This window comes from Streptomyces sp. NPDC048288 (genome assembly GCF_043201555.1).
GTDB lineage: Bacteria > Actinomycetota > Actinomycetes > Streptomycetales > Streptomycetaceae > Streptomyces.
Genome location: NZ_JBICZD010000002.1, coordinates 759,975 through 777,986, shown reverse-complemented (window position 1 = coordinate 777,986; position 18,012 = coordinate 759,975). Strand labels below are relative to the sequence as shown.

Sequence of the window (18,012 nt, the reverse complement as noted above, 5' to 3'; positions counted from 1 at the left end):
TGAGGGCGGATCAGGCGGGACGGGCGAACTCGATCTCCAGGACCGGCCGGGTGCCGCCCGTGGCTGTGTCGAGGGCGGAGCCGGTGACGTGCCCAGGGGCGACCTGGAGGTAGTCCCCCACCGCCATCAGGACGGTGATCCAGCCAGCCTCGGTGTGGACCGCGTTGGACGCGGCCAGCGCGCTGCGGAAGTGGCCGCCGGCGAGCAAGGTCCCGTTGTCGAACACGCCGACCGCTCTGGCCGTGCCGGCGGTGGCCGTGGCGTTGAACGAGACCTTGGCGAAGACCTTGTACCAGCCCGCGAGCGTGCAGGTGTACCGGGTTGGTGAGCCCGAGGACCAACCGCTGAGGTCGTCGACCGACACCGTCTCCCAGGACATCGCGTTGGCGACGTCCGGGTTTCCGCTCGACGTGCTCGGGATCGTCTGGTTGGTGTCTCGGGTGGCCTTGAAAATGGTCCTGCCGACGAGCGCTGCCGAGTTGGCCCGCGCCTCGGTAATGATCATTCCCGGCTGCCAGACTGGGAACTCGATAAACGTCACAGACCCCTCCTATAGGGCGACAACGGCTGCCCGCTGGAGACGAACCTCAGCGCCAGCCGCCTGGGCCTTGGGGACGCCGTTGACGGACCGTTGCACGGTCATCAGCTGCGGCGTGAGGATGAGCAAGTTGTCGAACCGCATCACCGGCGACACTGCCGTCGAGCCGGTGTTCGCGAACGACCTGGTGCCCACGTTGGCGGCGGCCGTCAGCGACGAGTCCGTGACCGTGATCTGCCACTGCGCGGGCTCAGGACCCACCGCCCAGATCTTCGCCCGCAGCGTGGTGCCAGCTGCCTGGAACCGCACCCGGTAGAAGGTCCCTGCGGTGTGGGTCAGGGTGCTGGTGAACGTACCGAGCTGAGTCTCGGTCCCCGCCACACGCTTGCGGATGGTCAGGAGGACACCGGCCGCCGTGGTGAACTCCACGCGGGCCGCGTAGTGATTGTTGTTGTCGACGGCCCGCAGCAGGGGACCGGTGAACAGGCTGGCGCCCGCGGCGAGGACCGAGGCGGCCACATCCACATACAGGTCGACGTCCGCGCTCACGGCCGGGGTGAGCGTCAGGTGCGCAACACCCGTCGACGGCTGGGCGACCGATCCGACGCCACTGCCGACCGAGAAGTCCGCTGCCGTCCCCGTCAGCGCCCAGCTCCCGCCGATGTCCGGCGTGCCCCATCCGTTCGACACCGTCCGCGCGAACTGATCCCACAGAGCAGGTACGCACCCCGTGACCCGGATGACCTCGCCCGCGACACGGACATCGAACGGGAACTCTGCGGCATAGGTCGGGACAGGCCCGCTGGAGGTGATGAACGGCACTGGCAGGTACGAGGCGCCGGCGGCCGGGGTGTGGACGACCAACTGCGTGTCCACGGCCGTTGCCGAGACTGCGAGGAGGCTCCCGCCCGGGTTCGCGTCGACACGGCCAGCCACGCTGTCCTCGACCACGCCCACCTGGTACGGGCCAGCGGGCACGCACACGAGGTCGATCCGCCAGGCCCGCGGGCGCAGCTGCTCGCTGTAGCCCTGGACCAGGAGGTCGAGCGGCCCCGGCGGCAGGAAGTCCGGCAGGTCGGTGATGCGGATCAGGTCGCCCTCGGACAGGTCGAGGATCGCAGGGATCAGCTCGGGTGCCCGGTGCAGCAGGATCGTGACCGTGGGGTAGCGGGCCTCGTCCCAGGTGCCCTGATACACCAGCCACCAGGCCATGGGCTCGGCCTGGTAGTCGCGGTACAGGTTCAGATCGACGGCATCGTCGTAGCGTCCGATGCCGTCCGGCGGATCCTGAACGGACATGGGGCCAGTGAGGAGTTCGGCCCGGCCGGAGGAGCCGCCGATTCGGGTCACTGTGATGTCGTTGCGGACGTCGACATCGTCGGGCGACGGCTCCAGCGCGGCGAGGCCCCGCTGCCCGTACGACAGCGTCAGGGCAGGGGTCTGGTTGAGCTGCGACGTCCGGCTGCGATACCGCAGACCAAGGCGTTCACGGTCCTCGACGAGGATCCCGCCGTCGGCCGCCTCGCACTGCTCCACCTGCTCCAGGAGCGTCGCGGGGCGCTGCGGCCCCATACGCGCCTGGTCGGCGATGACTCCCGTCACCGTGATGGGCAGGCTCTCCTCAACGCTCAGCCTGCGCAGGCGAGTTCCGGCGGTCTCCCCGTTGAACGCCTGGTCGGCGCTGTTGAAGGGCGCGTCCGTCTCCGAGTTGAAGACGGCGAGGTGCCCCCACCGCATCCCGTCGAGGCCGGTGCCGAAGCTGGACCGGACGTCGAGCACGTACCCGGGGGACGCGGCGACGGTCGTACTCACCGCGAAGCCGCTGCCGCCGATGACGATCCAGCGGGCGACGTACTGCACGTTGGCGCCGCTCTGGACGGCCTTGATCTGGAGCCTGGCCCACGACCCGTTGAACTGGGGGGCCGTCCCGGTCGCCGAGAAGACGGACACGTCATCTGCGTCCAGGCCGTCGATCAGGACCTGGTTCGTCGCCACGCGGGCGCGCACGCGCCGCGCGGTGCCGGTCGTCCGCACCTCGAAGAGGGTCGTGAGCGCGGCCGGCATGGCGTCGAGGTTGTAGACCAGCTCGACCTGCCACGTGCCCGCGGCGACCGACGGCACCAGCGCTACGAAGGAGGCCCCGACCTGAAGCACAGGCAGTGGCGACGAGCCGGGCAGGGTGTCGTCCGCAGCCCACTCGAAGGCGCTGGCCGTCATCGGCCGCACTCCAGCGATCGGGCTGTACGCCTGGGTGGCGTCCGAGCCCTCCTCCATCGGCCAGTAGGCGACGGGGCTGTAGGAGGGGACGCGACGCCGCAGCGTGCTCGCGAGGGGTTTCTTTCCCTGGTTGAGGCGCCGCAGAATGCCCGCGCCCGCGCCCTCCACCGTGATCAGCCGACCGCCGCCGCTCCAGCGTGGCGGCCAGTCCGAGTACTCGCCGGAGAACCGCACCCTCTCGTTGCTGATGGCGGCCCCGTTGGCGAGCGTCCACGTCAAGCCGGTGGTGTCCACGAACGACGTCGCACCAATCGCCGGGGCGGTGAAGTCGACGCTCGCGACCACCGTGCCGTTGATCCCGTTGCGCAGCTGCGCCACGTAGACCGAGCCGTCCGGAGGTGTGAAGCCGAGCGTGTCGATATCGCCCACGGTCAGCGGTGCGGTCGACGCGAAGATGGCGCCAGTCGGCAGCGTGATCGAGTTACCGAGCTGCACCCACGTACCGCTGATCGAAGGCGCCGTGTAGAAGGTCGTGGCACCGGTCGTGTTGTCGCGGGTCACGCGCAGAGCGAGCCGTCCCGACGGCGGGACTGACACCGGCGCCGTGGACAGGTACCCGGCGACCGCGTTGCCATCGGTGCTCACTCGCACAGTAAGCAGACCGCTGGCGCCGATGGAGAACATCCAGGACCGCTGGTTGCCCGTGAGCAGGTACTTGCCGAACAGCTCGACCTCGGTGCCTGCCTGCCAGTTGACCAGGGACACCTCGATCCGCGCGTCGAGGTTCCCGGCGATGTTCAGGGCCGTGCTGCTCGGGGTGGTGGCGCGGGCGTTGGGCGCGTCGTCGGGCAGGAGGAGACGCTGCTGCCCCGCCTGCACCGACACCCGCATCGGGGTGTTACGGCCGATCAACTGGTAGTACGGGGAGCGCGGGTTCTGCGGCGAGAACAGGCCGTTCGGGGACCTGAGGGTGAGGGAGCAGGAGGCCGGATCGACCGCCTGCCCCTCGCCCGTGCGCCCCCGGGTGTGCGTGATGATGTCCCGCGTCAGCGCGTACTGCGTGACGTCGGTCCACACCCCTCCGATCTTGATCTTGGTCCGCGCGCCAAGCGGATCCTCAGGGAACGCCATCAGCTCGACCTCCGCCCTGCGAGCACCAGGCCGACGTCGCCGCCGCCCTTGTTCCGAATGCCGCGCCGGACACGGCCGATCAGGTAGTCGTCCTCAGCCCGGCCCGACGACCGCAGCTCCAGCACGACCTTCTGCGAGGCCGCAGCGCGGGCACGCGACGAGGCCATGTCCCACGAGCCCGACGCCGGCGTCTCCACGAGGGAGGCCATGGACCGGTTGACCGCGGCGCGCTGCCCCTCCACGCCCTTGATCAGGCCCTGCGCGGTGTGGTGTCCGACCAGGGCCATGACCTTGCTGGGGCTCTTGATCCCGAGAGCCTTGCGGATCGCCTTGGACATGCCCTTGGCGATCGCCAGCATCTGGGCCTCGATGTGCTTCTGCTGTGCCTTCAGACCCGCGACCAGCCCCTTCGAAGCCTGGATACCGGCCCCGTACATCGCGTCCCCGGCAGTCGTCCCCGCCTGGCCGGCGGCCTTCACGAGCGTGGCCTGTTGGGCGTTGATCTGCTTGATCTGGCTCGCGTCGGCGCTCGCCAGGGCAGCCGCCGCCGAGGACCCCTGCTCAACTCCGGCCTGGGCGATCTGCGAGATCAAGTCCGCCCGCACGCCCTTCTTCTTGAGCGTGGCCAGGTTCTTCGCGAAGGCCTGCGCGGCGGCCGTGTCGGACTTCAGCCCGGCGAGGATGGACTCGGCGGTCTGCGGCCAGCCACCGGTGTCCTGCTGGGTGATGTCCGCCGAGGCGAGGATGCCGCTCTTGACGTCGGAGGCCAGCTTGTCGCGGGCCTTGATCTGGTCGTTGAGCTTCGTGGTCGCGGTCTTCAGTCGGGCCGCGACCTTCGTCTCCTGGTTGGCCAGCGACAGCAGCTTCTTCGTGCCGGCCCCGAGGGAGTCCAGGGCCCGCGAGCGCTTCTTCCCGGGATTGAGCCCGTCGGTGATGATGTCGGCGATCTTGTTGGACGCGGCCTTGATCTGCTTCGTGGAGCCGGTGAGGCCGTCGACCAGGCCGCGGGCGATCCAACGGCCTTGGGCCTTGGTGACCTTGGAAGGCGAGGCGATGCCGAGCGCCTTCGCGATCGGCCCCGGGATCGACGAACGCGCCCAGCTGTACAGCTTGGACTTGATCCAGCCGCCCATCGAGGCGATGCCGTTCCAGAGGCCCTGGACGACGTTGACGCCCTTCTGCGTCAGCAGGGAGCCCAGGGAGCCCACACCGGCGGAGATCCGGCCAGGGATGCCCCGCACCCAGCCGATGAACGACGAGGCCTTCGCGGACGAAGCCGACTGGAAGAGTGCCCACGCCCGGGTGGCCACCCCCGCAAGCAGACCGCCCATCGCCGCCAGGGCGGCCACGGCGCGGCCGGGGATGGCCCGCAGGAACGCGATGAACGAGGCGAAGCCCCGGCTGACGGGCCCGGCGATGTACCGGGACCACAGGCCGCTGAACCAGGTGGTGAAGGCCGTACCGATGCTGGCCAGGAAGCCTCCGACTTCGGAGGCCTTCTGGACGTGCCAGGCCTTGAACGCGTTCCACCAGCGTGGCAGCTGCTGGTTGAACGAGGTGATCAGCCCGTTCGCGAAGCTGATGGCCATGGTGCTGGCGGCCGCCACGATGGACGCGGCGACCAGTACGGGCAGGAGCAGGATGCCGGCGACGATCCCGACCGCGATCAGGCTGAGCTTGAGCGCCTGCTCGGGGTTGGCCATGATCCACTGGGCGAGCCCCTGGAAGGCGTTCGAGATCATCCCGCCCAGCCGGGGGATCAGCTCCTTCCCCTTCTCGACCAGGCGCTGATAGAGCAGGGGGAAGAACGCGATCACGCGGTCCGCGGCGTTCTTGTTGCCCTTCCCGGCCTCGTCCCAGACCCCGCCGATCAGGCCGCCGGCCTTGTCTTTGAAGGTCTGCAGCGCGGGCACGACGGTGTTGCCGAGGAAGTCGACGATGCCCTGCTGAATGCCGCGCTTGAACTGCTCAACCTTGGTCGAGGCGTTGTCGCGGAGCGAGTTGCCCATCTTGTCGGCGGCGCCGCCGACTTGGCCCAGGGCGTTGACGGCGGAGGACGGGTCGAGCGCCATGAGCGCCTTCTGAGTGTCCTCGCTCTTGGTACCGAACAGGGTCAGAGCGGTGGCGTTGCGCTCGGCCGGGTCCTTCAGGCTGCGGAGCCGGTCGAAGACGAGGTCAAGAGCTTTACGTGCCTTGGGGCCGCCCTCGATGAACGCCTTCTGCATCTCCTTGCCGTTGAGGCCGATCGTCTTGAAGGCTGCGTCGACCTGTTTGCCGCCGCCCTGGGTGATCAGGACGAACTCCTTCAAGCTGTCCGCGACCACATCCGTGTCGCGGGCGCCAGCCTTCATGCCCTGGCTGAGCAGGCCCGTTGCCGTGGTGGCGTCGATGCCCATCTGCCGGAAGATCGTCGAGTACTCGTTGAAGGTGTCGGCGATGTCGTCCGCGCGCGGCCCCATCTTCTGGAGACCGCGGGTGAGCGCATCGACAGCCTCAGTGCCGTCCTTCGCCAGCCCGGTCTTGATCATCTGGCCGATCGCGTTGGCCGTCTGCCCCAGGTCCAACTCGAAGGTGTTCGCCAGGTCGGAGACGTTCGCCGCGATCGACTGGATCTGCTTGTTGGTCGCGCTCTCCGGCATGATCCCGGCGCGCATCACTGCGCTGATGACCTCGGTCGCGCCCTGGAAATCCTCGGTCACTGCGTCCGCGTAGAGCTGACCCGCGATCTGCCCGTACCGCCGAGCCTCCGCCGGGGTCTTGCCCAGCTGCGCAGCAAGACGACCGGTGATCTGCTGCTGCTCCATGGCGTCGCTGATGCCGGCCATCAGCGCACCGCCGATCGCCGCGCCCAGAGCTGCCGGGCCAAGGCGCGTGAGGAGCATCTCGCGGAGGGAGCCGCCCAGCTCGCCCATGCCCTCCGTGGCGCGGCCGCGCATCCGCTGGACGAAGCTGTCGCTGGCGTCGTCACCCGCGTCGCCAGCAGCGTCATCGACGTCCCGAGAACCTTGCCGGACCCCATCTCCGAGGCCCTGCCCGGCGTCTCGTCCGGCCTGGACGAAACGCCCGCGAAGGTCCCTGAGGCGGCCGTCCGAGCCCCGGACGACTCCATCGCCGAGCTGCTGCCCGGCTGTCTGCCCGGCCCTCTGCGCGTCGTCGCCCATCGTCTGGCCGGCGGTGCGGATGGCCTGCTCTGTACGTCGCAGAGCAGGATCCACGGCCCGGTCGTCGACGGTCATGATCGCGTTGAGTTCGCCGACGGTCAGGGCCACGGCTCACCTCCTGCGTTGGGGCTGGTCGGGAGGTGGGGCGAAGTGCCGTTGGAGCCGGGACTCGCAGGAGAGCAGGCCGTAGATGCGGGCCTGGAGCCAGCGCCAGGAGCGGCGCTGGAGGATGCCGGAGTCCACGTCGATGCCGTACTCGGAGTGGAGGTCAGCCTCGATGAGCGGCCAGAGGGAGAGGAGGTTGTGCCAGCTCAGGTCTGGGGTCGGCCCTTGCTCCTCCTTCGGCGCTGGGATCCCGCCCTCGTACCACTCGTAGAGGCCGGTGACGGGGTCCCGTTCGCCGCAGCCGACTCCGAGGAGCCGCGCGACGCCTGCCTCCGAGCCGCCCGGTTCGGTGCTTTTCCCGGCTGCTGGCCCGTCCGCCAGAACTGCAGGGCCGTCTCGCGGTCGGTAGTGACCCAGAACATCGAGGTCAGCGCGACGTGCTTGAACGCGCCCCAGGACAGGTCGGCGCGGAGGTCCTCGTACGCGGCACCCAGGCATGCCCGGTACAGGTCCAGTTCCGCCTCGTCGTCCAGGACGGGCGACTCGGGAGCCGTCCCGCCGGCGGCTAGCCGGGCAGCCAGCGAGGTGATGCGCTCGATCTTGATGCCGTCCTCAGCGGACGGGTCCTCGATCCGGTACGTCCGGACCTCGCCGTCCCGGCCGCGCACCGGGAGTTCGAGGTAGTCGTCCAGGAAGTCGTCGAGCGCCTCGAAGGTGGCTGTGCCTGCCATCACGCGGCCGGGTTCGTGATGAGCAGCAGCGGGCCGTCGCCGGTGAGGGTGAGCTCGACCTGGTCCAGGGCGGTGTACTCGCCGCCGGATGGCTTCCAGGCGACGATCGCGGTGCCCTCGTAGGCCTCCGGCAGGCCGTTGCGGTCGTAGTACCGGATGTGGACCTGGGAGTTGCTGCCGAACGTGTATCCCGCCGCCCGGAGTGCCTCGTGGGTCGGGTGGTAGACCTTCACCTGGTCGTTGATCCGGCGGTTGATCGTGACGCCCAGCTCCCAGGCCTGGCCGGTCTTGGTGTTGCCCGCCCAGCCGTCCGAGTCGTAGTCGCTGGAGTCCTCGATGTTCGGGTCGGCGGTCGGATCGAAGCTCGTCACGCCCGGGACGAGCTGCCAGTCGCTGCCGTCCTTCGTGGCGGACATGTCCAGCTCCAGCCGCCACCGGCGCGCCAGGGCAGTGATCGGGGTGGGTGTGCTCATGCGGTCCTCCTAGTCGATCAGGTACGTGCCGGACCGCACGGTCCGGAAGTAGTAGTTCGCGGCCAGCTCCAGGCGGCCTTTGGTGTCCTGGCCGATCCAGGCCTGGGACTGCCGCCACGACAGGGCCACGTGGATGCCGCCAACCTCGTAGTGCTGGCGGTTGTGCAGCAGGTCGAAGACGACGTCCGCCAGGTCGTCGACCCCGTCCGCAGCCGGGCCCGCGCGCATGCGCACCTGCACGCCCGTGATCGCGTCGGTCGTGTCGTCGTCGGTGACCGGATAAGCGGTCAGGCACAGGGCCCGGTCCGGCGTGTCCGGCATGACAGCCCGGTAGATCCCGGTCTCGCCCGGGCCGATCACGTCGTCGGGCCTCCAGGCGCCAACGCCGGCCCCCGCGAGGAGACTGGCGATGCCGTCCAAGAGGCTGCTGGTGTAGCCGGTCACCTCAGCGCCCGACGCACCTGCGCGGCGATGATCTGGAGGACCTCCTGGCGGCTCGCGTTGAGGGGGCCTTCCAGGTACTTGGCCGTTCGCCCGGGCGCGTGCCGGAAGTCCAGGCGCTCGTGCTGGACGACGGCGTACGGGGTGTCGTAGCTGACCATGCCGGTCAGCGACGGCGCGTCCACGCTCGCGGCGCCCGACTGCATCAGCGGGCTCTCGTCCAGCGGGACGACCTCCTGGGACTGCTGGAGTACGTGCTCGGCGCCGAGGAGGAGGCCGCGGGCGGCGCCCTGCCGCATCTCCCGCTGGACGGCCGAAGTGTCGAATCGGATGCGGAAGTTCTGCGGCACGACGGCCTCCTACTCCAGCTGGATTTCCGTGTGGTTGGGGGTGCCGAGCCGACCGCCGTCCCTACGCTTCGCGAGGATCACCTTCGTGATCCGGCCGGACGGCAGGGTCACGCGGGACGCCGGCGGGATGGCCTGCTCCTCGGGCCCGGCGTACGCGGTCGACGTGGACGTCACCTCGTCGCCATCCGGGCCCCGGACGAGGCGGGTCTGCTCGTCGACCAGGCAGGCAACCTCGCGCCCGGCCGCGTACCGGTCGCCCTTGCTGGTCCTGCCGAGGTAGGCCTCGACCGTGATCGTGTGGATCAGGAAGCGGCGCGGGATTCTCACCATGGGCAGCCGCCGGAGAGCGCCGCCCACCTGATCTTGTCGGCCGGGATGCTGGCCAGCGCGCGGGTGAGCCCGGGCGCGTAGTACGACGGCCCCGAGCGGTTGTCGCCGGCGCCGTACTGGAGCTGCACAGAGCCGATGACGACGCCCTGGAGCGGGCCGGAGATGTCCGTCTCGACACCGACCTCACCCCAGAACTCCACCTGGCTGCACACCGCGTCAGCGAAGGCCGCGGCAACGACCGGGTCGGTCGGCATGCCGTCGGAGTCGACGTCGTACACGGCCGACAGCAGGAAGTCGCTGTCGAGCAGCCGGGTCGCGCGCTCCAGCAGGTCGACCGCGTCCAGCGGGGGTGCCGCCTTCAGCTTGGTCGCGAGCTGTGTGGTCGTCGCGTACGAGCGGACGTCCGTCATCAGCGCGGGCGCCGGGGCCACGGAGACCACCTCGTGCTGGACACCTGCCCCGGTACCGGTCACCGTCCAGGACAGCCGCCACAGACCAGCCAGCGTGTACGTCACCGGGGCCGTCCACGTCGCGCCGCCGTCGGCCCCCGTCACGACGGGCGTCGTGACGCCCCCGTCAGGGCCCGTCACCAGCAGCGCCGCCGCAGTGGTGTTGTCGGCAGGGTCCACCGCCAGGCGGGCGGTGACTAGATCTCCGACGTCGGGCACGTCAGCCTCCTCCGGTAGTGGTGGCCGCCAGCTGCGGGCCGCTCGCGGATGCCGCCAGGGCGGGCCCGCTCGTGCTCGGGGTGAGCTGCGGGCCGGACGTGCTGGAGGCGAGGTGGTCGGCCGGCCGCTGTCGCTGACCGACCAGGACGAGCGCCTGGTCCCGGTCGACGGCCGGGGTGAGGCGGACGTACGGGCCGATCAGAGCCGAGGACGATTCGACCGCCACGCCGAGCGCGCGCTGTTTCCCTGCGACCAGGGGACGGGCCTCGACGCTCTCGCCCGCCAGGACGATGGCGCGCGCCTTCAGCTGGCCCACAGGCCGGGCCTCGGCGACCTCCAGGGCGCCGGGCAGCTGCCGCGCGATACGGCGGCCGAGCGGCAGCGCCGTGGCCGTCTCGCTGCTCCAGGGCAGCGCCCGCGCCTTGGCCGCGCCGACCGCCAGCGCCATGGACACTTCGCCGGCCGCCGCGATGGCGCCGGGGACCAGCAGTCGTTGGGCCGTGGCCGTCTCGACGGCTGTGCCGAGGGCGAGTCTCTTGGTCCCGACGGGCGGCCAGGCCGTGGACACTTCCCCGGCTGGCGGCAACACAGTGGTCTTGGCGCCGGTCATCGGCCGCGCGGTCTCGGCCGTCCCCGCGAGCCCCAGCGGCAGCGCCTTGTGTCGCCGGAGTGCCTGGGCCTGGTCCTCCTCGACCGCGACGCCGAGCGCGCCCGCCGCACCGCCGACCACGACGCGCGCCTCTGCCGTCTCCTCGGCGGCCTGGAGAGCCTGCGACCGGCGCCAGCTGAGCGGCTGGACCGTCTCGGTCTCGGCGGCCGGGGCGAGCGCCTGGCGGTGCGTGCCGGTGAGCAGGCGGGCGGCCGCGGTCTCCTCCGCCACGGGGAGACCGCGGGCCCGGGCCCGGCCGAGTGGCCGAGCCTCCCCTACCTCATCCGCCACGCCCAGGGCGTGGGTCTTGGTCCGGCTCAGCGGCCGGGCGGTGCTCGTCTCTGCAGCGAGGACCAGACCGGAGGCCGGTGTCAGCGCCGATGCGGCGGTGCTCTCGCCTGCCGCAAGCAGCGTGGTGCTCTTCGTGCGCCCGAGCACTGTGGCGGTTGCCGTCTCGGTCGCGGTGCCGAGCGCCAGACGCTTCCCGCCGGTGAGCGGCCGGGCCGCGTTCGTCTCGGTGCCCAGGGCGAGGCTGCTGCGCTTCGCCCGGCCCAGAGCCTGGCTGGCGCCCGACTCCCCTGCGGGCGCCAGCGCCCGGGCCCGCGCGCGCCCGGGCGCCAGCGCGGTGGTCGTCTCGGCGGCCAGCGCAAGGCTCCGGACCTTGCTGCGGCCGAGCGCCTGCGCAGTGCTCATCTCCGTCGCGGTGCCGAGGACCTGGCTCTTGCGGCGGCCGACGGCCTGTGCGGTGTCGGTCTCCGCTGGAATGCCGAGCGTCTTGGTCTTACGGCGGGCCAGGTCCTGCCCGGCGTCGGTCTCTGCCGGAATGCCGAGCGTCTTGGTCTTGGCCTTGCCCAGCGCCTGCCCGGTGTCCGTCTCCGAGGCCAGAGTCAGGGCTGCGCTGGTCGTGGGTACGTACTCCACCAGCGCCCACAGCGTGCTGACGCGGCGGACGGTGGTCTGGGAGACGTCGCCCCGGTAGCCGATCTGGAGCGTGTCCAGGGTCGACGGCGTCCAGGCCGTGCTCGTCTGCGGGTTGGTGTACGCGGTCAGCTGGTACGGGCGCGGGCTCTGGCCGGCGTGCACGGACCAGCTGGTGTTGGCCACTGTCACGGACGCAGACTCCGTGACGGTCCCGGACGCCTGCCCCTTGATCCGGTAGACGATGCTGGCCGTGCTGGTGCTGTCGGAGGCGACGCGGCCGCCGACCTGGACGAGCGTGATCGTGTCGCTCGCGCCGATGCCTGCGGTCGCCGAGTCCTCGACGTTGAAGTCGTCGATGGTCGTCGTGCCGGACACCGAGGTCTGGTTGTACGAGGTCGCGTCGTCCGGAGTGCGCTCGGAGACGCGGGTGTAGTTGTTCGCGGTGCCGGCGGTCCCGCCCACCGCGGTCGCCCAGCCGTTGTTGTCGCCCGCCGCGTTGGGGCGGAGGTGCACGACCGAGCCGGGCCCCGGGAGGCCGGTCTGGACGCTGCCGGTGGTGTCGTTGATCGCGACATCGTCGATGTAGAAGTCGGCCGACGCAGCGAGCTGCACGCCCATACGGACGCGGCTGAAGCCGTTGATGTTGCTGCACAGCGTGTCCGCGAACAGGGTGCCGTCGAGGTAGCCCTTGAAGGCCGAGACCCCGCTGGTGAGGGTGCCGGAGACGTCGGTGTAGTCCAGCTCGATCCGGTACCAGCGGCCGAGGGTGAGCGCGGCCGAGGTGCCCGTGAGGGTGGTCTCGGTGAAGCCGTCGCGGAGGACCAGCGTGCCGTCGGTCTGGAGCCGTAGCAGCGCCGGGAAGTACCCGCTCTGGCCGATGCCGTAGATGTTCGTCGCGGTCGACGGCAGCGTGTCCACCCGCAGGTAGAGACGGTGCATCGTCCGCATTACGACGCCGGTCGTGATCTGGTGCTCGACGAAGCAGGTCGCCGCTGAAGGGTTGATCCGCAGGGAGGCCGTGCCCGCGCGGTGCACGGTGGTGGAGATGGCTGGCGAGCCGGTGACGATCACGCCGCTGTTGACGCCGAACTCCGCCGAGGTCGACTGGAGTTCGAAGCCGCACGTCCACATCCGCGCCATGGGACGACCTCCCGGGGCGTCAGGCGGCGGACGAGGCCCGCGCGAAGTCCGAGATGGTCAGCGTGAAGTCGCTGCCGTCCGGGGTCATGGTCACGTCGTGCTTGGTCAGCGGGATCAGGTCGCTGTCCGTGCCCGTTGTGGTGTCCGGGTCGTAGCAGATGACCACCGCGCTGATCGCGTTGCCAGTGGCGGCGGTCCAGGTGACGTCCGCGCAGTCGATGTTCACGCGGTCGTTGGTGTTGTCGACCGTGGCCGTCACGCTCGCCAGGGTCTTGCGGCCCATGGTCGTCTGCTCGTTGCTAGCCCCGGCGAGCAGGGTCGAAAGGTCCGCGTAGTCGCGCATCGTGGAGTCGGCGACGATCCCGGACGTCTCGATCGGCACCATGATCAGCGCGTCGTTCGTGAGGGGCAGCGAGGCGTACTGCGCCACGCGCCCAAGGGCGATGTTGAAGACGATGTTCGCCATCGTGGGAGTCCTCCAGGAATGCGGAAGGGGGCCCCGAAGAGCCCCCTTGCCGCAGACGGTCGGCTACGCGGACGCGCCGACGATGTGGATGTCGTACGTGACCGACGTGCCGGCGCCCGAGTTGGCGACCTTCAGCAGGTCTGCTGTGCTCGCGGTCACCGCGTACGCCGTGGCGTCCGCAGAGCCCGCGAGGAAGCCGCAGGCGGCGCCCGGCCGGAGCGTGACGGTGCCGGTCGCGCTGAGCAGCGCGGCCCATGGGTTCGACGCGGCGGCGCCGACCACCACGTTGTTCGTGTTGCCCGCAGCGGCCGCGATGAACAGGCCCTTGATCCGGACGAAGGTGATCGCCGCACCGAACGCATCCAAGAGGACACCGGCGAGGTCGAGGTCCTCGGTCCCCGACGCGGCGAGCGTGCGCCGGTCGGAGAAGACCTTGTCGGCCTTGCCCGCGCCCGTGCCCGTGGTGAGCTGGGCTGAGCGGCTCAGGGACTGGGGCACGCGCCCGGTGCCCAGGTCGATCGCCTGGCTGAGCTCGGCGAAGGCCGAGATCGCGAGACTCGCGGAGAGAGGCATGGATCAGTCCCCCCGATCAGGTCGCGATGACGAGCGGCACGGCCCGCTTGAAGGCGGGCGTGGCGATCGTTGCCGGGGCGGTGGCGCCGATGCCGGAGCCAGACGTCTGGGCCAGGTTGCCCTCGCCCGTCAGGAACGGCTTGGCGGCCGTGGAGCCGACCAGCGTCGGCACCGTGGACGCGGCGATCGCCAGCGCCGCGTAGTAGATCCCCGACTTCGTGATCCGCTGTGCGGTCGCCAGGGCGAACGTCTTCGCGGTATCCGCTGCCCAGGCCTCGCTCGTCTTGTCCGCGGACTGGGCGAGCAGCGCGCCCGCGCCGTTGTACAGAGCCGCGATCTGGTTCGTCAGCGTGCCGCCCGCGGTGCCGCCGCTGATGAACGTCAGGTTGGCGATCAGATCGCCGTCCTGGAGGTACAGGGCGACCGAGCACAGGACGCCGGTCGCGGCGGTCGCGACGTCGTCCAGGCCGACGCGCGGCAGGTTGGCCCGGTGGAACGTCGCCTCCGGGTCGGGGCGGCCGGCTGTGTTGAGCCAGCCGAGGTCGTTGCGGGGGTTCCCCTTGTATGCGCCGAGGAGCGTCACTGCCCGGCACCTCCCTTCGCGGCGAGGATGTCCTCGCGCTTGCTGGTGATGCCGACGCGCGGCTTCGTCGCGGCGGCCTCCGCGTCCAGGACGCGGGTCGCCTCGGAGAGGTCGGCTTCGCCCAGGTGGGCCAGGACCTCGTCGACGCTGTGCTTCGCCGGGTCGAACGGCTCGTCCGGAGCGATCGGACCACGCTGCGCGGGCGCGCCCGTGACCATCTCCTGGACGCGCTCCTCCTCGGTCTTCTCGTCGGCCAGGGCGACGCCGTAGTGGTGCCGACGGAAGTACTCCAGGGCGGCCCTCCCGTCCTTCGTGGAGTCGTCGACGTAGCCGGTGCCCCTGGTGAACTGGACGCCGACCGACTCGCCGGAGAACGACCGGACCGGAGCCTCGATCTTGTACCGGTTCATGGTCACCGCACCTTCACGTTGCGCAGGACGCCGCAGCTCTTGGTGTTGCGGAGGACGGCCGCGACGGGGCCCATCTCGACCTCGCCCGTCTTGACCGCGCCCGGCTGCGAGAAGTCGGGCAGGTAGGTCTCCACGAGCGGGGTGGAGGCCATCGAGGCGCCGTGGAAGGCGTCCAGGCCGAGCGACACCGCGTAGATGTCGGTCAGGCCGGTGATGTTGCCGCCGCCGCCCGCGCCGTCCGCGTCGCGGGTCTGGATCGGGATGATCGGAGACGCGCCGTCGGCACGGTCGCCGAGGTCGACCAGGACCCAGTCGCCGTACCGCTCGATCAGCATGCCCAGGCTGTTGCGCTCGGAGGTGAACTGCGAGGCGCGCCGGGCCAGGGACTTGATGCGGGAGATGCTCTTGGTGTTGCCCAGGACGGCCTTCACTCCGGCCGGGATCGAGCCGTCGGCGCCGGTGTCGCCGGACCCGGTCTGAGAGCCCATGATCCGGGACAGGAAGTCGTCGAAGGCGTCGAAGGCCGACATGGCGAGGTCCTCGGTGTTCACCGTGGCTGGCGACCAGTCGAGGTATCCCGCAGTGACGCCCTCGTTGATCGGCAGGAACTCCGTGGACTGCCCAGTCAGGGCCTTGTCGAGGCCGTCGAAGCCGGCGTCGTCGACGGCGGTGTCGCCGAGGATCAGTTCCTGCTGGAAACGGGTCCGCATCGAGGTCAGCTTCTGCGCGAGCTGGAAGCTGATCTCGTTGGAGGCGGCCGGGCCAAGGCGGGCCAGCTTGCGGTCGACGGTGAACGCGCCACCCAGCGGGTGGAGCTCCACGGTCTTGCGCTCGCGCGAGGCCTGGTTCGGGACGTACTCCTCGTTGAACCGGCGGAACGACGCCGAGGACGGCGCGAGCAGCCGGGTGTAGCCGTAGGTCAGGCTGTCGCCGCCCGTGCCCGGGGTGACCGTGTCGTCCCAGACCATGTTGTTGAACAGCCAGCTGTTGCGGCGGAGGTTGTCGATGACGGCGAAGTCGATGTCCGCCTGGGTGTTGAGCTGCGCCTGGGCGAGCGTCACGGGCATGGGTTACTCCTGATGGTCAGGTCTGGTAGTGGCTCTCGATCGCGCCGGCGAGCGATCCGGCGCGCTTCTTGACGCCGCCTTCTCCGGTGCCGCCGGACAGGTCCGCGCCGCTCTTACCGGCGCCCTGGGCGGTGAAGGCGGTCGGGTTGTCCTTGACTGCGGCCTTGATCGCGTCGTCGAGGTTGGCCCCGAAGGTCTTCGCGGTCGGGTCGAGGTCGGCGATCTTCTGCCGGAAGCTCACGGAGTCGAGCAGGGCGGACGACTTCGCGCCGTGCTTCTCGGCGCGCTCGCGAACGGCGTCGCGGACGGTCAGCTCCCGGAGCTGCCCGGTGAGCTTCTCGATCTCGACTGCCGACTCGGTGGTGGCGGCCGTGCGGCCTGCCTTCTCTGCCGCAGCGACGGCCTTCTCCTGCTCGGTCATGTTCGCGGCCTTGAGCTTTTCCAGCTCCTCGGCGGCGCCCGAGTTGGCCTTGGCACGCTTCTCCCACTCGCGGGAGTGGCCGAGCGTCTCGCGGTACTTGGCTTCCCAGTCGGTGCCGTCGCCCGAGCCGGATCCGGACTGGCCGGACTCCTTCCCGGACTGTTGCCCGCCCTGGCCTGCGCCCTGACCGCCGTCGCCGCCGGCCGCGCCGCCGTCTCCGGCGCCACCCTGGCCGCCGTCACCGGCGCCGCCCTGGCTTCCGGAGCCTGAGCCTCCTTCGCCCTCGCCGTTGCCACCCGCGATGGCGTAGATCGGCGCGCCGTTGCGGCGGTAGCCCAGTACGTCCAGCGCGGAGTGCGTCGCCAGCGGGTGCTTGAAGGCGCGCGAACGCTTGAAAGGGACCTGCATGTTGATCTCCCGTTTCGGGTTGCCCGGCGCCGTGCGGCGGCCGGAAGTCTCGTCAGCGCACTGCCCGGCGCGCCGGAGCGGCGGGCCGGGTTGCGGTGGCTGGCTTCGCGGGCACGTCGATCTGCTCGCGGTGGCTCTTGCGCGGCAGGCCGGTGTCCGCGACCAGCTGCCGGATGCGGCCCTGGTAATCGCGCACCCGCGCGGTCGCCCGCGTGCGGGTGGCATCGTCGACGGCTGCGGCCGCGCGCCGCTTCCACGCACGCACCTGCCGCTCAAGGGCGCGCTGCTTCTGCGACTGCTCGTACGTAGCCCGGGCCGGAGGCTTCGGTCGCGGCCGGGTCACCCCCGGCAGGTAGATCGAGATCGAGTGGCGGCAGTTCGGGTGAAGCAGGCCGGCCGCCCGCGCCTCCGGGAGGCTGCCGGCCACGCGGACGCGGACCATGCGGTCGTCCTCGGTGGTGTGCTCGACCTCCACCTCGTCTGCGCCCGAGGGGCCATCGCGCCGCAGCACCTTCCCCTCCCAGGGGCGGCAGCGCTCGCACTCCTCGGGCGAGTCCGATACGAGGACCAAGTCGACGCCGGCGGCCGCTAGGCGGTCCGCGTGCGCCTGCACGGCCGCGCGCCCGAGCGCGGATCGGGTGGCCATCTCGACGTACGAGGTCATGTTCCAGGCCCGGCCGGACCGGTCAACGAAGCCGGTCACGCCGCGGGCCGCGAACTGCTGGAGCGCACGGCCCGCAGCCTCGCGTCGGGTCGTGGCTCCGAGCAGCGGCGCTGAGGTGACGTGCGCGACCACCTGCCGGTAGACGTCCAGGCCCGCCCGCAGGATCCGGGCGTGCACCGGGCCGGTCTCCTGGACCAGGGCGGCGGCCAGGCGGTCGACGGCGGGCGCCGTGGGCAGCGCCTCGGCAGCCGCCAGGGCGGGCCCCGTGGCGAGCGCGCCCAGCTCCACGATGGCAGCCTGCTGCCCGCGGTCGTACGCCTCGGTGAGCGCCTGATGGATCGCGCCGGCCGAGTCGACCTGGAGCACGGCGATGATCTCCTCGATCGCCGTGCGGAGGTTGCCGATTGCGTGCAGTTTCAGCTCGGCCCACAGCGGGCTGTCGAGGCCTTCGGCGAGGGCCTGCGTCACCTTCTCAATGAGCGCGAGTTCGGCCTGCTCGTACAGCGTGGAGACTGCGGCCGCCAGATCCTCGGCCATGTCGGGACTGACCGGCATCAGGTCCTCC

Annotated in this window: 18 protein-coding genes; all 18 read right to left on the bottom strand. The window is 70.7% G+C overall.

Annotated elements, in window-relative coordinates; genetic code table 11:
* Positions 1-10: 10 nt before the first annotated feature.
* A complete protein-coding gene (locus ACGFZS_RS09905) occupies positions 11-541 on the bottom strand; it encodes a hypothetical protein (RefSeq protein ID WP_393794686.1) in 531 nt (176 codons plus the stop codon).
* 9 nt (positions 542-550) lie between these two features.
* The gene (locus ACGFZS_RS09900; protein WP_393794685.1) at positions 551-3,886 is read right to left on the bottom strand and encodes a hypothetical protein; all 3,336 of its coding nucleotides are present in this window, start codon (positions 3,884-3,886) and stop codon (positions 551-553) included.
* Positions 3,886-7,155: a phage tail tape measure protein gene (locus ACGFZS_RS09895; RefSeq protein ID WP_393794684.1), complete on the bottom strand. Its 3,270-nt coding sequence runs from the start codon at positions 7,153-7,155 to the stop codon at positions 3,886-3,888. Before ACGFZS_RS09895 ends, ACGFZS_RS09900 begins: the two co-directional genes overlap by 1 nt.
* Positions 7,156-7,158: 3 nt before the next feature.
* The gene (locus tag ACGFZS_RS09890; protein ID WP_393794683.1) at positions 7,159-7,290 is read right to left on the bottom strand and encodes a hypothetical protein; all 132 of its coding nucleotides are present in this window, start codon (positions 7,288-7,290) and stop codon (positions 7,159-7,161) included.
* Positions 7,291-7,358: 68 nt separating this feature from the next.
* Positions 7,359-7,883, bottom strand: coding sequence for a hypothetical protein (locus ACGFZS_RS09885; RefSeq protein WP_393794682.1), 525 nt, complete (start codon positions 7,881-7,883; stop codon positions 7,359-7,361).
* The gene (locus ACGFZS_RS09880; RefSeq protein ID WP_393794681.1) at positions 7,883-8,356 is read right to left on the bottom strand and encodes a phage tail tube protein; all 474 of its coding nucleotides are present in this window, start codon (positions 8,354-8,356) and stop codon (positions 7,883-7,885) included. Before ACGFZS_RS09880 ends, ACGFZS_RS09885 begins: the two co-directional genes overlap by 1 nt.
* A gap of 9 nt (positions 8,357-8,365) precedes the next feature.
* Positions 8,366-8,800, bottom strand: coding sequence for a minor capsid protein (locus tag ACGFZS_RS09875; protein WP_393794680.1), 435 nt, complete (start codon positions 8,798-8,800; stop codon positions 8,366-8,368).
* A complete protein-coding gene (locus ACGFZS_RS09870) occupies positions 8,797-9,147 on the bottom strand; it encodes a hypothetical protein (protein WP_393794679.1) in 351 nt (116 codons plus the stop codon). The genes ACGFZS_RS09875 and ACGFZS_RS09870 overlap by 4 nt, the downstream gene beginning before the upstream one ends.
* 9 nt (positions 9,148-9,156) lie before the next feature.
* A complete protein-coding gene (locus tag ACGFZS_RS09865) occupies positions 9,157-9,477 on the bottom strand; it encodes a hypothetical protein (protein WP_393794678.1) in 321 nt (106 codons plus the stop codon).
* Complete coding sequence (locus ACGFZS_RS09860; RefSeq protein WP_393794677.1) at positions 9,471-10,145, bottom strand: hypothetical protein; 675 nt, start codon at positions 10,143-10,145, stop codon at positions 9,471-9,473. The genes ACGFZS_RS09865 and ACGFZS_RS09860 overlap by 7 nt, the downstream gene beginning before the upstream one ends.
* A gap of 1 nt (position 10,146) precedes the next feature.
* Positions 10,147-12,855, bottom strand: a complete 2,709-nt coding sequence (locus ACGFZS_RS09855) for a hypothetical protein (protein ID WP_393794676.1) — start codon at positions 12,853-12,855, stop codon at positions 10,147-10,149.
* Positions 12,856-12,874: 19 nt separating this feature from the next.
* Positions 12,875-13,321, bottom strand: coding sequence for a hypothetical protein (locus tag ACGFZS_RS09850; RefSeq protein ID WP_393794675.1), 447 nt, complete (start codon positions 13,319-13,321; stop codon positions 12,875-12,877).
* A 63-nt stretch (positions 13,322-13,384) separates the two neighbouring features.
* Positions 13,385-13,894, bottom strand: coding sequence for a hypothetical protein (locus ACGFZS_RS09845; RefSeq protein ID WP_393794674.1), 510 nt, complete (start codon positions 13,892-13,894; stop codon positions 13,385-13,387).
* A 16-nt stretch (positions 13,895-13,910) separates the two neighbouring features.
* Complete coding sequence (locus ACGFZS_RS09840; protein WP_393794673.1) at positions 13,911-14,477, bottom strand: hypothetical protein; 567 nt, start codon at positions 14,475-14,477, stop codon at positions 13,911-13,913.
* Positions 14,474-14,887: a hypothetical protein gene (locus ACGFZS_RS09835; protein WP_393794672.1), complete on the bottom strand. Its 414-nt coding sequence runs from the start codon at positions 14,885-14,887 to the stop codon at positions 14,474-14,476. The genes ACGFZS_RS09840 and ACGFZS_RS09835 overlap by 4 nt, the downstream gene beginning before the upstream one ends.
* Positions 14,888-14,889: 2 nt before the next feature.
* Positions 14,890-15,954 (bottom strand): major capsid protein, encoded by a 1,065-nt coding sequence (locus ACGFZS_RS09830; RefSeq protein WP_393794671.1) that lies wholly within the window; start codon positions 15,952-15,954, stop codon positions 14,890-14,892.
* A 16-nt stretch (positions 15,955-15,970) separates the two neighbouring features.
* On the bottom strand, positions 15,971-16,783 hold the full coding sequence (locus ACGFZS_RS09825; protein ID WP_393794670.1) for a hypothetical protein: 813 nt from the start codon (positions 16,781-16,783) through the stop codon (positions 15,971-15,973).
* 52 nt (positions 16,784-16,835) lie between these two features.
* Positions 16,836-18,002: a phage minor capsid protein gene (locus tag ACGFZS_RS09820; protein WP_393794669.1), complete on the bottom strand. Its 1,167-nt coding sequence runs from the start codon at positions 18,000-18,002 to the stop codon at positions 16,836-16,838.
* Between the last annotated feature and the right edge of the window lie 10 nt (positions 18,003-18,012).

Excerpts from the sequence above, each read along its gene's own strand:
- ACGFZS_RS09900 (WP_393794685.1), bottom strand. The coding sequence starts at position 3,886 with ATGGCGTTCCCTGAGGATCCGCTTGGCGCGCGGACCAAGATCAAGATC.
- ACGFZS_RS09885 (WP_393794682.1), bottom strand. The coding sequence starts at position 7,883 with ATGGCAGGCACAGCCACCTTCGAGGCGCTCGACGACTTCCTGGACGAC.
- ACGFZS_RS09880 (WP_393794681.1), bottom strand. The coding sequence starts at position 8,356 with ATGAGCACACCCACCCCGATCACTGCCCTGGCGCGCCGGTGGCGGCTG.
- ACGFZS_RS09865 (WP_393794678.1), bottom strand. The coding sequence starts at position 9,477 with ATGGTGAGAATCCCGCGCCGCTTCCTGATCCACACGATCACGGTCGAG.
- ACGFZS_RS09855 (WP_393794676.1), bottom strand. The coding sequence starts at position 12,855 with ATGGCGCGGATGTGGACGTGCGGCTTCGAACTCCAGTCGACCTCGGCG.
- ACGFZS_RS09850 (WP_393794675.1), bottom strand. The coding sequence starts at position 13,321 with ATGGCGAACATCGTCTTCAACATCGCCCTTGGGCGCGTGGCGCAGTAC.
- ACGFZS_RS09845 (WP_393794674.1), bottom strand. The coding sequence starts at position 13,894 with ATGCCTCTCTCCGCGAGTCTCGCGATCTCGGCCTTCGCCGAGCTCAGC.
- ACGFZS_RS09835 (WP_393794672.1), bottom strand. The coding sequence starts at position 14,887 with ATGAACCGGTACAAGATCGAGGCTCCGGTCCGGTCGTTCTCCGGCGAG.
- ACGFZS_RS09830 (WP_393794671.1), bottom strand. The coding sequence starts at position 15,954 with ATGCCCGTGACGCTCGCCCAGGCGCAGCTCAACACCCAGGCGGACATC.
- ACGFZS_RS09825 (WP_393794670.1), bottom strand. The coding sequence starts at position 16,783 with ATGCAGGTCCCTTTCAAGCGTTCGCGCGCCTTCAAGCACCCGCTGGCG.
- ACGFZS_RS09820 (WP_393794669.1), bottom strand. The coding sequence starts at position 18,002 with ATGCCGGTCAGTCCCGACATGGCCGAGGATCTGGCGGCCGCAGTCTCC.